Genomic DNA, 15,592 nt, shown 5'->3' on the forward strand with positions numbered 1-15,592 from the left:
TTATTCAAAAACAAAGCCACAATTTTATTTCAGGAGCACAAACATTTTGTTTCATAATTAACTTTTGTCCCGCTGTCCACTAAATTCCGCGCAGAAAAAGCGCGGGATATCGTTTCCATCGGGGCTATTTCAGGAATTTTAGTTTTCAGAAGACTAATTTCCAAATTGAACAGAAACAAAAAAAAGCTACCCAAATTTGGATAGCTTTTCTCTAACAATTTTTATTATACTTAGAAAGAACCGCAAATATTACCAGAGAATGTAGCTCCGGCATTGGCAGAAATGTCAGCTTTAACAGCAGAAGCATTCAGGGTTACAATAGAGTAAGGCGGAGTAAATGCAGTGTTTTTTCCTGCTTTATTACCGCTTGTATTAGTGAAAACATTTCCTGAAGTAACCGTTACGGCAGTAAGACCTGTCATTAAATCAATAGGGTTTTTTACATTTTCGAAAACATTATTTTCAACTTTTATATTTGCTTCAAAACCGGCAGCAATACATTTATTACTAACAGAACTGTTGAAATAACTGTTTATGATATGTACTTTTCCAAATCGAACTCTAGGCATTCTTTCTTTACATCCGCTTGCCCACCAGCAACGCGCAAATGTGATTCTTAATTTTCCGCGATCAGCGGTAGCACCATCGCTTGAACCAATCAGGTTTGAGTATCTGTGGTCATCTGAACCTCCTGAACCTCCTGCTTTAGGTGGTTTTAAGTAAGTGAATTTTGTATACGAAACAGTTACAAAATCAGACTTGTTTTTAATGTCAAAATTTCCGTCAACACCGTCTCTGAATTCACAGTGGTCAACCCATACATTCTGGCAGTCATCAATAATAGCGTTATCCCATCCGTCAGTGTCGTATGCTCCTGGTCCTTCAAAAATAAGGTTTCTGATAATTAGGTTTTTACATCTTTTGATATTGATTATACCAGAACCATCTTTAGTCTGGTTTGTTGAAACCAGTTTTGCGCCGCTGGTACCATAAATAGTTTTTCCAGTCTGATCTTGTAATGATAATCGGGTAGTAATGTTAATAGTCCCGGAAATCTTGATTACTTTAACAGAACTGTTTTCAATAGCAGCTTTTAAATCGGCATAATTGGTTACTGGTTTTTCAGTAGCACTTCCTCCACCTGTTGTTCCTCCGTTTTGAGAAGCCCATCCCGGAACTTCTGAGCAAACTCCTACTTTTGAAGTCGAAGGAGAAACTTCCTGATTGGTACTTAAAGCAGCTTCATCTGCATTTTGTTCAGTTGTATCATCTGTGTTACAACTTGTAAAAGCCATAGCAATCGTAAATAATGAAATGGCAAATTTGGTTTTAAAATTCATGATAGTTTTTGTTTGGTTATTACTAAATTTTATAGCGTTGCAAATATGTTTATTAATTCTTACAGAAAAATTGAACTTGTTCAATAATTTTGTAATTAATTTAAGTTTTTGATTTTTTTTGATTAATTAATTTAAATATAATATAATTTTTATATTTTTGCGTAATCGATTACATTGCTTGAATTCACTCCCAAATTTTAAGAAATTGAGAAGTTTTAATTAAGAAATAATTAAAAATATGTACGAAGAACTAAGGTTAAATATCGAAAGGAAAATCACCCTTACAGATGAAGAGTGGGGATTTATACTTGAAAAAACAGAGTTCATTAAATTAAAAAAGAATGAATTTTTGCAAATTCAGGATTCTAATAATGCTTATGAAGGTTTTATTCTGAAAGGCGCTTTTAAGACTTATATTTTAAATGAAAACGGAACAGAAAGCGTTATTTTCTTTTCATTTGAAAATGAATGGATGTGCGATTTAGAAAGTTTTTATTATCAAAAGCTAACTAAATACAATATAAAAGCCATAGAAGACAGTGAGATATTAGTAATTAATAAGTCAAATAAAACACTCTTGTTCAAACAAGTACCTAAATTGATTCAGTTTCATATCTTGATGGTAGAAAAGGCAAATATCGCAATACAGGAAAGGCTTTTAGATGTTTTAAACAAGACTTCAAAACAACGATATATCGAATTTGTTAAAAAATATCCTCAAAAAACTCAAAAAATAAATAACAAAAATTTGTCTTCTTATTTAGGAGTAACCCATGAATTTTTGTCCAAAATTAAAAAGAGTTTTTAATCTCAAACTCAAAGAACTAAATCTTTTTTTAGTTTACTAATAAAATTAATTGTCTTAAAATCAATGTTGTCTGAAAATATATTTTGGATGATAGGGATTTGTATATCTGTAAAGTAAATATTTTTTGTTAACATAAAACTATCGTTTCATTGAATTATTAAAATATTTTGTAAATTGCATTATAAAATTATCATATTCGTAAAATGGAACAACAAAAAACATATATTCCTAAAAATAAAGTAAGAATTGTAACCGCTGCTTCGCTTTTTGACGGACACGATGCAGCCATTAATATTATGCGCCGTATTATTCAGTCCACCGGAGTCGAAGTAATTCATCTTGGTCATGATAGAAGTGTTGAGGAAGTAGTAAATACCGCCATCCAGGAAGATGCCAATGCTATTGCAATGACTTCTTATCAGGGAGGACACAACGAATACTTTAAATATATGTATGATTTGCTTCATGAAAAAGGAGCGGGACACATTAAAATTTTCGGAGGCGGAGGAGGCGTAATTCTTCCCGGCGAAATTTCAGAATTACATGAATATGGGATTACCAGAATTTATTCTCCGGATGATGGACGTTCGTTAGGATTGCAGGGAATGATTAATGATTTGGTACAGCGTGCGGATTTCCCTATTGGAGATAAACTGAACGGAGAAATCGATCATATCGAAAATAAAGTTCCAACGGCAATTGCGCGTTTGATTTCTTCTGCAGAAAATTTCCCTGAAATTGCGAAATCAGCTTTTGATAAAATTCACGAAATAAATTCCGATTCTAAAATTCCGGTTTTAGGAATCACAGGAACGGGCGGTGCCGGAAAATCTTCTTTAGTAGACGAGTTGGTTCGCCGTTTTTTAATTGATTTTCCGGAAAAGACAATCGGATTAATTTCTGTCGATCCTTCGAAAAGAAAAACCGGAGGAGCACTTTTAGGAGACAGAATCCGTATGAATGCCATTAATAATCCTCGGGTTTTTATGCGTTCGCTGGCGACTCGTCAGTCAAATTTGGCTTTGTCTAAATATGTAGCCGAAGCAATTCAGGTTTTAAAAGCCGCAAAATACGATTTGATTATTTTAGAAACTTCAGGAATTGGGCAGTCGGATACCGAAATTATGGATCATTCTGATGTTTCTTTATATGTCATGACACCTGAGTTTGGAGCGGCAACACAATTGGAAAAAATCGACATGCTTGATTTTGCCGATTTAGTAGCTTTAAACAAATTTGATAAACGTGGCGCTTTAGACGCTTTGCGCGATGTAAAAAAGCAATACCAAAGAAACCATAATCTTTGGGATAAAAATCCGGATGAAATGCCGGTTTTCGGAACGATTGCTTCGCAGTTTAACGATCCGGGAATGAATACGCTGTACAAAGCGATTATGGATAAAGTGGTAGAAAAAACGACTTCAGATTTGAAATCGACTTTTGAAATCACTAAAGAAATGAGCGAGAAAATCTTTGTGATTCCGCCACACAGAACACGTTATTTATCTGAAATTGCAGAGAATAATAGAAGTTATGATGAGACAGCCATTTCGCAGCAAAAAGTAGCGCAGAAATTATACGGAATTTTCAAAACCATTGAATCGGTTTCCGGAAAAGTTCCTCAGATTACTAAAGCAGGAATCGACGATTCTACAGTTTTGCCAAGCGGAATTGCAGAACACGACGAAAACAGAATCTTTTTAAATCTTTTACTAAATCAATTTGATAAAGTGAAAATGGATTTAGATCCGTACAACTGGGAAATTATCCTGAATTGGGATGAAAAAGTGGCTAAATACAAAAATCCAGTTTACAGCTTCAAGGTTCGTGATAAAGAAATCAAAATCGCAACACATTCTGAAAGTTTATCGCATTTACAGATTCCGAAAATTGCTTTGCCTAAATACGAAGGTTGGGGCGATATTCTGCGTTGGAATTTACAGGAAAATGTTCCAGGTGAATTTCCTTTTGCTTCGGGATTATATCCGTTTAAGCGTGAAGGCGAAGATCCGTCAAGGATGTTTGCGGGCGAGGGCGGACCGGAAAGAACCAATAAACGTTTTCATTATGTAAGTGCCGGAATGCCAGCAAAACGTCTTTCAACCGCTTTTGACAGTGTTACTTTATATGGAAATGATCCAGATTTACGACCAGATATTTACGGTAAAATTGGAAATGCAGGCGTTTCAATCTGCTGTTTGGACGATGCTAAAAAACTGTATTCAGGTTTCGATTTGGTTCATGCTTTGACTTCGGTAAGTATGACTATTAACGGGCCAGCACCAATGCTGTTAGGTTTTTTTATGAATGCGGCAATCGATCAGCAATGCGAATTGTACATTAAGGACAATTATCTGGAAAAAGAAGTTGAAGCCAAAATCAATAAAATATATAAGGAAAAAGGAGTAGAGCGGCCGCATTATCAGGGCGATTTACCAGAGGGAAATAATGGTTTGGGATTAATGCTTTTGGGTGTTACGGGAGATCAGGTTTTGTCTTTGGATATTTATAACGAAATAAAAAGCAGAACCTTATCACAAGTTCGTGGAACGGTTCAGGCTGATATTTTAAAAGAAGATCAAGCACAAAACACTTGTATTTTCTCAACTGAATTTGCTTTGCGATTAATGGGAGACGTTCAGGAATATTTTATTACTAAAAACGTTCGTAATTTTTATTCGGTTTCGATTTCCGGATATCATATTGCAGAGGCTGGAGCAAACCCAATTACGCAATTGGCATTTACGCTTTCGAATGGTTTCACTTACGTGGAATATTATTTGAGCCGCGGAATGAACATCAACGATTTTGGACCAAATTTATCGTTCTTCTTCTCAAATGGAGTTGATCCAGAATATTCAGTAATTGGTCGTGTGGCGCGTAAAATCTGGGCAAAAGCCATGAAAAACAAATACGGAGCCAACGAAAGAGCCCAAATGCTGAAATACCATATTCAGACTTCAGGACGTTCGTTGCACGCACAGGAAATTGATTTCAACGATATCAGAACGACTTTACAAGCTTTGTATGCGATTTATGACAACTGTAATTCATTGCATACCAACGCTTACGATGAAGCAATTACAACACCAACAGAAGAATCGGTACGTCGTGCCATGGCGATTCAGCTGATTATCAATAAAGAATTAGGTTTGGCGAAAAACGAAAACCCAATTCAGGGTTCATTTATCATCGAAGAATTAACCGATTTAGTAGAAGCTGCAGTTTTACAAGAATTCGACAGAATTACTGAAAGAGGAGGAGTTCTAGGTGCAATGGAAACGATGTACCAACGTTCTAAAATTCAGGAAGAAAGTTTGTATTACGAAACCTTAAAACACAACGGAGATTTCCCAATTGTGGGTGTAAATACATTCCTGAGTTCAAAAGGTTCGCCAACGGTAATTCCTGCAGAAGTTATCCGCGCCACCGAAGAAGAAAAACAATACCAGATTACGATGCTGGATAATTTGCATCAATTTCACGAAGAAAAAGTAAACGAGCATTTAAATACCTTACAGCAAGCCGCTATTAAAAACGAAAACTTATTCGATCATTTAATGGAAGCTACAAAGGTTTGTTCTTTAGGTCAGATTACTTCGGCGTTGTTTGAAGTGGGTGGGCAGTATAGAAGGAATATGTAATTTTTTTATTTTTTAATGATATGGAAAAAACTCTCAAGATTTGGGAGTTTTTTTGTTTAAAAAAATAGATTTTTTTTGACTTTACGGATTGCTGTAACTTTGGAGGAATTTGTTTTGATATCTTAGCTGAGATATTTAAAAGAAATAAAATGGAGGAACTAAACTTATCACAATATCGTTTTTATAAGCATCTAAAAAATGACACTCTGCCTAATTTTGATTTAATTGTTGATTTTGATGTCATTATAGATGCTTCAGTAATAAACTGGCATTTTAGAATATTAAAAAACATAACTTTTAAAAAGAAAGTAATTATAAGAGATGTTGAAATTAATTCGGGTTTAAGTTTTTTTAATTGCAAATTTGAAAAAATAATAGTTTTTCATAATGTGAAATCAACAAATTACAATGTTGATGAAAATAAAGATAATTGTAGTATTTCATTTGATAAATGTAATTCAAATTTAATTGCATTTGAAGAAGATTGTTACTTTGATAGAAGTGTTAATGTAATAAATGATTGTGTCATAGAAAAAATTTCAACACATAAAACATTCATTAATAATGGAGGATTTAAAATTGGAAAATCCATTGTTTCATATTTAGATATTAGCAATTCACATTTTGGTTTAAATTTATCTCATTCAGTTTTTAATAAAGCTGTAAGGGTTGAATCTTTAATTGGAGATATTTCTTTACTGAATAATGAATTTAATGACTGGATTACTTTTTGGAATGTTGAATGTAGATTCAGTTTGTCTTCCAATGAAAATGTTTTTAAAGATAAACTTAATATAGAAAGTAGTAGAATAAAAAATTTGACAATTTACCGTGATCACTTTCATAAAAAAGGGGAATTGGAGAATAGAGATTTATCAGGTAATGCGTTAACAACATACCTTAAAGAAATTTATATATCTGAGACAAATTTTGCAGAAGGTTTTGAATTTAGAGGACTTGGGGAACAATTAGATAAATTGGATGTTATAGCTAGTCCTGAATTGAAAGGGGTTTTAAATTTTCAAGGATGGAAAGTAGACAAAACATATATTACAGGCGTTAATCAAAACCTTAAATTATTATTTAAAAGTATGTCGTTTAGATTTTTTCTTATTAATGATTTTACTAATTATAGCGATATGAGTTTTGATAAATGCAAAGGTGATAAAGAGAGTACATTTAATCTATCAGATTCTGACTTAGGAGCAACAAAATTTAATGAATTTATGTTTGATTCATTTGGTGCAATTAGGATTGATAATGCAACATTAGACAAAATTAAACCAACAGCTAATACTTGGTTTGAAGATAAAGTTTTGCAAGTAGGAAATGGTACTCAAACAAAACAAGAAGAATTTAAAAGTAAAAGAGAAATCTATCGCCAAATTAAACAAGCTTTGAAAAATAATGGAAATCAAATAGATAGTTTAGTTTTTCAAGCAAAAGAATTATCCGCTTTTAGAAATGAGCAGAAAAATTCAGCAAATTATGATTGGGCTGATAGACTTATAATGTCTGTAAGTCAGGCAAATGATTACGGTCTTAACTGGAAAAAGCCAGCAAAAATTGTATTTGGTGTTACTTTTTTTCTTTATATAATTTTGCTTCCTTATTTATCTGATAAAATTTCTTATGAATTTGCATTTTGTCCAGATGATCTTAAAAACACATGGCAAGCTTTCTTGTCAAAATCAAACGTTCTCTGGCAACTTTTTAATCCAATTAGACAAATGAAGGTTACTTATGGAGATAATGTTAGTAATGGCTGGATTTATTTTATTGATTTGATTCACCGTATATTTTTGGGTATAATGATTTTTCAAATAGTAAAAGCGTTTAGAAAATTTGTTTCCAGTTAAATTGACTTAGATAAAACTTCTGCTAACGCAAGCGAGCCAATCATGAACACAAGTTTATCCTCTGCTAATTGTCATTTTCGACGTAAGGAGAAATCACACTAGTATTTCTACAAAGATTGGCGATATGCATTGTCGAATCCCGAGTGAGATTTCTCCCTTCGGTCGAAAAGACAAGATTGTAAAAAACTTTGCGACATGAATGGTGTATTTTGTCAATTTGGTTGTTAATTTAAATTACCAACGTTTTATTTCACAAATCTAAAAGACTAACGCGAGCGTTTCGCTCTTGAACGAAAATTTTAATTTGAAAGCTAATAAAACGATAAAACCTCTCGTTGCCGAGAGGTTTTTCTATATTTTAGAAATTCATAAAAAGAAAAAATCAAACCTTATTCTTAACCAGTTTCAGCTTTTCAAGAATAGCATCTGCTTTTTCATTTTCACAAATGAATCGTAGCGATTCTGCATAACGATAGTAATATATTGGTTCTAAATCAGCTGTTATGGCAAATAATTTATCATACCATTCGGCAGCTTTTTCCAGTTTAAAATGCGAATAAGACGAATCTCCTAATTTTTGAAATAAATCTACAGACTTGTAGCCTTTTGCAGCAATTCTTTCGTACGTTTTCATTACATCAACATAAGCATATTTATCGCTTACTTTGTCAGTAGTAAAGACTTTTTCACTCTGGGCAGAGGCGTTAAATGAAAAAATAGTCCCTAATACTAAAATAACAAGTCTTTTTTGCATAGATATCGGTTTAAAAGAATGGCTTGGTAATATTTTTTGTGTTTTTGTTTTCGCAAATATATCCAAATCAGTGAAATAAGGTATTTTTTAGTGCTTTTTTTGTGAATTTTAACGATTTTAAGCTAGTTATTTAAAAGTTTTCAGACATTTTTAATGGAGAAAAATAGTTAATGAAAATTAATAGCATAATTTTATATCTATATCAATCGGCATCGTTATGACTATCCAGGAGTATTCGAATAAAATAAACAATTTGAGATCAGGGGAGAAGATTTCTGATTTTTTTGACGCTATTGATTTGGAAAACATTGTTTTAAAAATTTCACAAGATACTGCCGAAACTTATTTTACACTTAAAGATTTTTTTGATCAGTCTGCTCCTGAATCGGATTTTTTAAACAGTGAAACTATAAAATTAGTTGCAGATTATTTAGGTTTGCTGTTTTCGAGTGAAAAAGAAGCTGGAAATGTTTGTTTTGCTAACAGTAGTGAATTACGTCCTGAATTCAGACAAATTTTCACAGCGATAGACTTGTTAGATTATATTTATGCTTTTATGCATGCTTCTTTTTATAAAGAATTTCAAAAAATAGCGATTACATCAGAAACAGGTATTTTTTGGCAACTGGTAAAAATTGGAGCCGGTATAAGGAAAGAAAGTGAATAAAAAAAACAGCTCTTGTCGTAGAGCTGCTTTTATATTTGGAGGCAAAAACAATTATTAACGACGAAAAGCAGGGCTTTCGTTTACTGACTGGTCTAATGTAATTGTTTTTGATTTTTTTGCAGAAACAGTAATTTTGTGATTTACTATTTTGTTGTTTTCCAAAACTTTTAAGTAATAAGTTCCGGCAGGATAGGTTTCAAGACTTAAGGTTTTTGAAACTTCTAATTCATTGGTAGAAAATTCTCCTGTGTAAAGTAAATTTTGTTTTTCGTCAAGGATTGAAAAATTTGATTTTTCATTAGTGTTTAATGTAAAGCTGACTACTTTTCCATTTCCGGTTTTTATATACAAGATATAATCTCCTTTTTCATTATTTGCATACGTACTTAGTGTTGTTAAAAATACAGCTACAACAAAGCTCAATCTTAAAATTTGTTTCATCTCTTTTTTTAATTTTTAATTTTCTTATTCGTGGTATCGGCAAAACTACAAATAGTTACCTTATTTCAAAATTTTTATTGTCTTTTTTTTAAACAATAACTTATTGATTTAAAAGTATTTCTGTGTTTTATTGTGATACTTACGGATTTATTGTGTCTTTGGATTTGCTTTTTTAAATATTTTTTAATCTTTTAACATTTAAGGAGTTACGGTTTTTAGGGTTTGTTTTGTTAAAATTTATTTAACTTATTGCTTTTGTAAAGCAAAACCTTAAAACAAAAAAAAACAGCTCAAGAACCACCAAGAGCTGTTTCAAAAACCGTTAAGTTTTAAACTTTACTAACTATCTAACCTCATTTTTATACTTTATGAAAAGCATAAACTTTTTTAGCGTACTGCTACGCTTGTATTTTGAGCAGAGAAACCTGTTTTGTAAACAGATGAAAGTGCTTTTGATGATAAAACTGTTTTGGTATCGGTAACATTAATTTCATGCTTAGTTGTTTTTATATTGTCTTCAATTTCTAAGATGTAAGTACCTACCGGAAAATTATCAAATCTGATTTTTTTTAAGATTCCATCTTTACCTGAAGCATTTTCAGAATAAATAACAGTATCATCTTGATCATAGATTACTAATTTTGCTTTTGTTACATTGTTTAATCCAAAAACAACTTCGTTACCATTTTCTTTAATTACATGAAGGATATAATCTCCATTTCCGTCAATTGCATAAGTACTGATTCCTGTAAAAAGCAACACTGCTACTAAACTTAATTTTAATATCTTTTTCATGGCTTTATTTTTTAAAATTATTGTTCTAATTCTGTACTGCTAAATTACTTCAACAGGGGAGTAAAATCCACAACTGTATTTTCCTATATATGTGCTGTATTCTCATTTACGAAACCGTTATAGGTTAAAATTCGAATTATTATCAGTATTAGTGTTAATTTGATTGCTATTTTTTAATTTTTCGCACATATTGAGAATATCAAAATCATAATTGTATTTTTATTTAGATCTCGTAATTTTCATTGTAAAAAAAAGGATTACTAATAATTTTACTGAAAAGGCCAAATAAAAAAACAGCTCAGGAACCACCAGGAGCTGTTTCAAAAACCGTTAAGTTTTAAACTTTACTATATCTAACTTGATTATACTTTTAACAGCATAGATTTTTTTAACGTACTGCTACGTTTGAATTTTTACCAGAAAAACCTGCTTTGTAAACAGATGAAACTGCTTTAGAAGATAAAACTGTTACGCCTCCTTTAATAGTGATTTCATGTTTGGTTGTTTTTACACTATCCTCTACTTTTAAGAAATAAGTTCCTTCCGGAAACTCTTCAAAGCTGAAAGTTTTTAGGATTCCGTTTTTACCAGAAGCTTTTTCAGAATAAATTAAAGTACCGTCTTGATCATAGATTGATATATTTGCTTTTGTTACATTGTTTATAGCAAATGTAACTTCCTTGCCATTTCCTTTAATTACATGAAGCATATAATCTTCGTTTCCGTCAATTGCATAAGTACTGATTCCTGTAAAAAGCAACACTGCTACTAAACTTAATTTTAACATCTTTTTCATAGCTTTATTTTTTTAAATTATTGTTCTAATTCTATACTGCTAAATTACTTCAACAGGGCGGTAAAACTCACAACTGTGTTTTCTGATATATGTGTTATATTCTCATTTACGAAACCGATATAGGTTAAAATTTAAATTATTGCTATTGTTAATGTTAATTTGATTGTTATTTAATAAAGTATTGAATTGAATTACAGGTGGGAATTAAGAGCTATTTTTGTCTTTTGTGAAAAAAATAATTAAAAAAAGACCATAAAAAAAAACAGCTCAAGAACCACCAAGAGCTGTTTCAAAAACCGTTAAGTTTTAAACTTTACTAACTATCTAACCTCATTTTTATACTTATGAAAAGCATAAACTTTTTTAGCGTACTGCTACGCTTGTATTTTGAGCAGAGAATCCTGCTTTATAAACTGATGAAACTGCTTTTGCTGATAACACACTAGTGTTATTAGTAATTGTAATTTCATGTTTTGTTGTTTTTACATTATCTTCAATCTTTAAGAAATAAGTTCCTTCCGGAAATTCTTCGAAGCTGAAAGTTTTTAAGATTCCATTTTTACCTGAAGCTTTTTCAGAATAAATTAGAGTACCGTCTTTATCATAAATCGATAAGTTTGCTTTTGTTGTATTGTTTAATCCAAAAGTTACTTCTTTACCGTTTTCTTTAATTACATGAAGAACATAATCTTTACCGTCAATTGCATAAGTACTGATTCCTGCAAAAAGTAATGCTGCTACGAAACTTAATTTTAACATCTTTTTCATGATTATATTTTTTTAAATTATTGTTCTAATTCTATGGTGCTAAATTACTTCAGGAGGGTAGAATAATTCACAACTGTATTTTCTTATATATATGCTATATTCTCATTTACGAAACCGTTATATGTTAAAATTTAAATTATTCTTTGTGTTTTGGTTTGTTTAGTTATTATTTTTCAAGCTTTTGGCGTCAATTGCGAATATAAAAATCAACAAATCCTTTTTATTGGTATATCGTAATTTTTGGAATAAAAAAATGCAGTTATATTAAATCTTATCTGTTCTTTAATTTGTGAAAATTTAATTTTGCTGGTGTAATGGGAGGTTTTATTGAAGAAAATATTGAAAATATAAATAATTAAGGGTAATTTGAGAACAAATACGTTTTGATCATTGCAACAGTATTTAGGTTCGAATTGATAAAAAAGCGTTACTGAGTGCGGATTTTACTTTTGATAAATACACAAGACTTATTTTCTGAAGATTTGCTTTCTAAAAAATGTAAAAGCAAAAAAAAACAGCTCAATAAACTCAAGGAGCTGTTTTCAAAAACAATTATGTTTTATTTTTTTTACCGATTTAACCATTTTTATGCAATTATTAAAATGGCAAATTTTTAACGTGCCGCTACGTTAGCATTTTTAGCAAAATCTGTTTTGTAAACTGATGAAACTGCTTTTAAAGATAAGACTGTTTTGTTATCTGTAATCGTAATTTCATGCCTTACTTTTTTGATACTGTCTTCTGCTTCAAGAAAGTAAGTGCCTTCAGGAAATTCTTCTAAACTAAAGGTTCTTAAAATCCCATCTTTACCTGACGCACTCTCAGAATAAATCAGAGTACCATCCTGATCGTAGATTGCTAATTTTGCTTTTGTAACTTTGTTTAAGGCAAAAGTGATTAGTTTTCCGTTTCCTTTTAATACATGAAGATTAAAGTCTTCATTACCGTCGATTGCATAAGTACTTGTTCCGAAAAGTACTGCTAATACTAAACTTAATTTTGAAATCTTTTTCATGATAATAGTTTTTAAATTATTAGTTCTAATTCTCTGATGCTAAATTACTTCGGGAATGTATTGTTTTACGCAGCTCTATTTTCTAATTTCAATGCTGTATTCTCATTTACGAAAGCGTTGTATGTTAAAATTTGAATTATTTTAGGTATTTTTGTTAATTTTGCATTTATTATTTAATCTTTATGAAATGAAGCCAATTGCCCCAGCTCTTGAGATAATATCAAACTCATACGGAAGTTCCTTTACCTATACTAAACACGCTCATAAGACTAATAGTAAGTCACATTTATTGCACTACCACCCCGAAATTGAAATTGTCTTTGTTAATGGTGGAGCAGGGAAGAGACAGATAGGGAGCCACATTTCGTATTATACCAACGGTTCTCTTATACTTATAGGTTCTAATCTGCCGCATTGCGGGTTTACAAATGAAAAAACAGGTAATAAAGACGAAACTGTAATTCATTTTAAGCCTGATTTCCTGGGGAATGACTTTTTTGGTATTCCTGAAATGAAAAAAATTCAAAAGCTTCTTGAGCAGGCGAAAGCAGGCATTGCGTTTGGTGGTGAAACTAAAAAGCTAATTGGAACCAGAATGGAATTAATGGAAAACAAATCTCCGTTTGAGCGTTTTCTTACTCTTTTAAGTATTTTGAAAGATCTGGCAACTTCTGAAGAATATACCATTTTAAATGCTGACGGATTCTTAATGGAAATGCAGGTACCGGACAATGATAGGATGAATGTGGTGTTTAGTTATGTGAAAGATCATTTTCAGGAACCGATTTCGGTAGACGAAGTTTCAAGTCTGGTAAGTATGACAACATCATCTTTCTGTCGTTATTTTAAGAAAATATCCAATAAAACCTTTACCGAGTTTGTAAATGAATACCGTTTGGTTCATGCCTCAAAACTTTTGGCAGAGAAACCTATTAGTATAAATGAAGTTTGTTATGAAAGCGGATTTAATAACTTCAGTCATTTTAGCAAGTCGTTTAAGCAATATACAGGTAAAAGCGCTTCAGAATACAGACAGGAGCACAGGGCTACTATTATGTAAAGATTCATTTTATAGCGCATAAAACTTAACCATCAATTTTGTTGATGGTTTTTTTGTGTCTTTTTCGAACATAAACATTTATATTTATGATTCTTAAAAAACTTTAAACGATAAAAAACTATGAAACATTTTAAAATGCTGCTTTTTGCCTGCATGATTTCTACCGGAATAGCGTATGCTGCCAAAGTAGATACGCTGGAGGTTGCCAGTACAGCAATGAATAAAACGTATAAAGCGGCTGTAGTACTGCCTAATTCATATGCTAAAAGCAAAACAACATTCCCTGTAATGTATTTATTGCATGGTGCTTACGGGCATTTTGGTGACTGGCTGAAAAATACACCAAATAAAGAATTGGTTAAAAACTTAGCAGATCAATATAATCTGATTATTGTAATGCCCGAAGGTGAAACGTTTAGTTTTTACATCGACAGTCCGGTAAATACAGGAAGCCAGTTTGAAAGCTTTGTCACTAAGGAAGTGATTCAGAAAGTGGATAAAACATACAGGACGATCGCGAATAAAAACGGGCGTGTCATTACCGGACTTTCTATGGGAGGTCACGGGGCATTGTACTTGTCCGCCAGAAATCCTGATTTATTTTGTGCTGCCGGAAGCATGAGTGGGGCGGTCGATATGAGCGTAATGCTGAATCGGGATTCTGCTGCTCAGGTTCTTAAGTTTATTGAACCTGTTTTTGGTGATAAAAGCAATGATATAAAAATGTATGAACAGCATGCCGTTTTAAATATGATCGATAAAATAAAAGTCAATAAACTGCCACTGATTATTGACTGTGGCATAGATGATTTTTTAATTGAACCAAATAAAGAACTGCATAGAAGGCTGGTATACAGTAAAGTAGAACACGATTATACGGAAAGACCAGGCGCACACACCTGGGAATATTGGGAAAATGCTTTGCCGTATCATGTATTATTTTTTAATAAAATACTGCTTAAGAATCAGTAGATTACAAAAAAATAAGTAAAAATATTCCCAAAGAATGCGTTAAAAGTTTTTTTTGGTTTGATTTTTGGAATACCTTTAAGTATAAACTTTAAAATTTAAAAAATATGAAAAAGATATTGACACTTTTCGCAGTTGTTGGATTAATAGCATTTTCAAGCTGTGAAGGACCAGAAGGGCCTCCGGGAGAACCAGGACAGGATGGATTAATCGGTCAGGTTATTCAGAGAGAGGTAGATTTTAACTCTCCTAATTACTCCGTATTAATCCCTTTCGGTGTACAGATATATCCAGAAGATGTTGTCTTAGTTTATCATAGATATGAAGTAGATAATGGCAATGCAGTTTGGAGATTGATTCCTCAAACATATTACATGAGTGATGGTGGTGCATTAGATTTTAATTATGATTTTACAAGAAATGATGTGAATATTTGGCTTGCAGCTGATTTTCCATTAAGTATGTTGTCATCTGATTGGACTCAAAATCAAGTTTTTAGAATTGTAATTGTTCCAGGAGAGAAACTTGGAGGAACGGGAAAATCAGTTAATAAACCAGATTATTCAGATTATGAAGCTGTTATCAAAAAATATAATATTGACGACAGTAATGTCAAAGATTTAAACTAAATTAATTCAAATGGTAAAAAAGGAAATCGAAAGATTTCCTTTTTTTT

The 15,592-nt window shown here is 31.8% G+C and carries 14 protein-coding genes; 7 read left to right on the top strand and 7 right to left on the bottom strand.

Annotated elements, in window-relative coordinates; translation table 11 throughout:
• Nucleotides 1–230: 230 nt before the first annotated feature.
• Complete coding sequence (locus FLV_RS12975) at nt 231–1,340, bottom strand: polysaccharide lyase family 1 protein (RefSeq protein WP_243234448.1); 1,110 nt, start codon at nt 1,338–1,340, stop codon at nt 231–233.
• Between the two features lie 238 nt (nt 1,341–1,578).
• Here FLV_RS12975 and FLV_RS12980 point away from each other — a divergent pair, with 238 nt between their 5' ends.
• The 3 genes from FLV_RS12980 (at nt 1,579) to FLV_RS12990 (ending at nt 7,651) form a co-directional block, all read left to right on the top strand.
• Nucleotides 1,579–2,148 (top strand): Crp/Fnr family transcriptional regulator, encoded by a 570-nt coding sequence (locus FLV_RS12980; RefSeq protein ID WP_243234449.1) that lies wholly within the window; start codon nt 1,579–1,581, stop codon nt 2,146–2,148.
• Between the two features lie 203 nt (nt 2,149–2,351).
• The gene (locus FLV_RS12985) at nt 2,352–5,792 is read left to right on the top strand and encodes a methylmalonyl-CoA mutase family protein (protein ID WP_243234450.1); all 3,441 of its coding nucleotides are present in this window, start codon (nt 2,352–2,354) and stop codon (nt 5,790–5,792) included.
• 149 nt (nt 5,793–5,941) lie between these two features.
• Nucleotides 5,942–7,651 carry a hypothetical protein gene (locus FLV_RS12990; RefSeq protein ID WP_243234451.1) on the top strand — a complete coding sequence of 570 codons (1,710 nt, stop codon included), beginning with the start codon at nt 5,942–5,944 and terminating at the stop codon, nt 7,649–7,651.
• 382 nt (nt 7,652–8,033) lie between these two features.
• Here FLV_RS12990 and FLV_RS12995 read toward each other — a convergent pair whose 3' ends face one another.
• Nucleotides 8,034–8,405: a flagellar motor protein MotB gene (locus FLV_RS12995; RefSeq protein ID WP_243234452.1), complete on the bottom strand. Its 372-nt coding sequence runs from the start codon at nt 8,403–8,405 to the stop codon at nt 8,034–8,036.
• 217 nt (nt 8,406–8,622) lie between these two features.
• Between FLV_RS12995 and FLV_RS13000 the strand changes: the two genes are divergently transcribed.
• Nucleotides 8,623–9,072 carry a hypothetical protein gene (locus FLV_RS13000; RefSeq protein WP_243234453.1) on the top strand — a complete coding sequence of 150 codons (450 nt, stop codon included), beginning with the start codon at nt 8,623–8,625 and terminating at the stop codon, nt 9,070–9,072.
• A 54-nt stretch (nt 9,073–9,126) separates the two neighbouring features.
• Here FLV_RS13000 and FLV_RS13005 read toward each other — a convergent pair whose 3' ends face one another.
• From FLV_RS13005 to FLV_RS13025, 5 genes are all read right to left on the bottom strand, one after another.
• The gene (locus FLV_RS13005) at nt 9,127–9,513 is read right to left on the bottom strand and encodes a secretion protein (protein ID WP_243234454.1); all 387 of its coding nucleotides are present in this window, start codon (nt 9,511–9,513) and stop codon (nt 9,127–9,129) included.
• Nucleotides 9,514–9,900: 387 nt separating this feature from the next.
• Nucleotides 9,901–10,308: a secretion protein gene (locus tag FLV_RS13010; protein ID WP_243234455.1), complete on the bottom strand. Its 408-nt coding sequence runs from the start codon at nt 10,306–10,308 to the stop codon at nt 9,901–9,903.
• 388 nt (nt 10,309–10,696) lie between these two features.
• Entirely contained in the window at nt 10,697–11,104 is a 408-nt protein-coding gene (locus FLV_RS13015; RefSeq protein ID WP_243234456.1) for a T9SS type A sorting domain-containing protein, read from the bottom strand.
• Between the two features lie 363 nt (nt 11,105–11,467).
• Nucleotides 11,468–11,872, bottom strand: a complete 405-nt coding sequence (locus tag FLV_RS13020) for a T9SS type A sorting domain-containing protein (protein WP_243234457.1) — start codon at nt 11,870–11,872, stop codon at nt 11,468–11,470.
• 613 nt (nt 11,873–12,485) lie between these two features.
• Entirely contained in the window at nt 12,486–12,887 is a 402-nt protein-coding gene (locus FLV_RS13025; protein ID WP_243234458.1) for a secretion protein, read from the bottom strand.
• Nucleotides 12,888–13,074: 187 nt separating this feature from the next.
• On the opposite strand from FLV_RS13025, the gene FLV_RS13030 reads away from it, so the two are divergent.
• From FLV_RS13030 to FLV_RS13040, 3 genes are all read left to right on the top strand, one after another.
• Nucleotides 13,075–13,947: an AraC family transcriptional regulator gene (locus tag FLV_RS13030; RefSeq protein WP_243234459.1), complete on the top strand. Its 873-nt coding sequence runs from the start codon at nt 13,075–13,077 to the stop codon at nt 13,945–13,947.
• A 120-nt stretch (nt 13,948–14,067) separates the two neighbouring features.
• Nucleotides 14,068–14,919: an alpha/beta hydrolase gene (locus FLV_RS13035; RefSeq protein WP_243234460.1), complete on the top strand. Its 852-nt coding sequence runs from the start codon at nt 14,068–14,070 to the stop codon at nt 14,917–14,919.
• A 104-nt stretch (nt 14,920–15,023) separates the two neighbouring features.
• Nucleotides 15,024–15,545 carry a hypothetical protein gene (locus tag FLV_RS13040; RefSeq protein WP_243234461.1) on the top strand — a complete coding sequence of 174 codons (522 nt, stop codon included), beginning with the start codon at nt 15,024–15,026 and terminating at the stop codon, nt 15,543–15,545.
• The last annotated feature ends 47 nt before the right edge of the window (nt 15,546–15,592 follow it).

Origin of the sequence: Flavobacterium pectinovorum (assembly GCF_022802975.1) — a bacterium.
Taxonomy (GTDB): domain Bacteria; phylum Bacteroidota; class Bacteroidia; order Flavobacteriales; family Flavobacteriaceae; genus Flavobacterium; species Flavobacterium pectinovorum_B.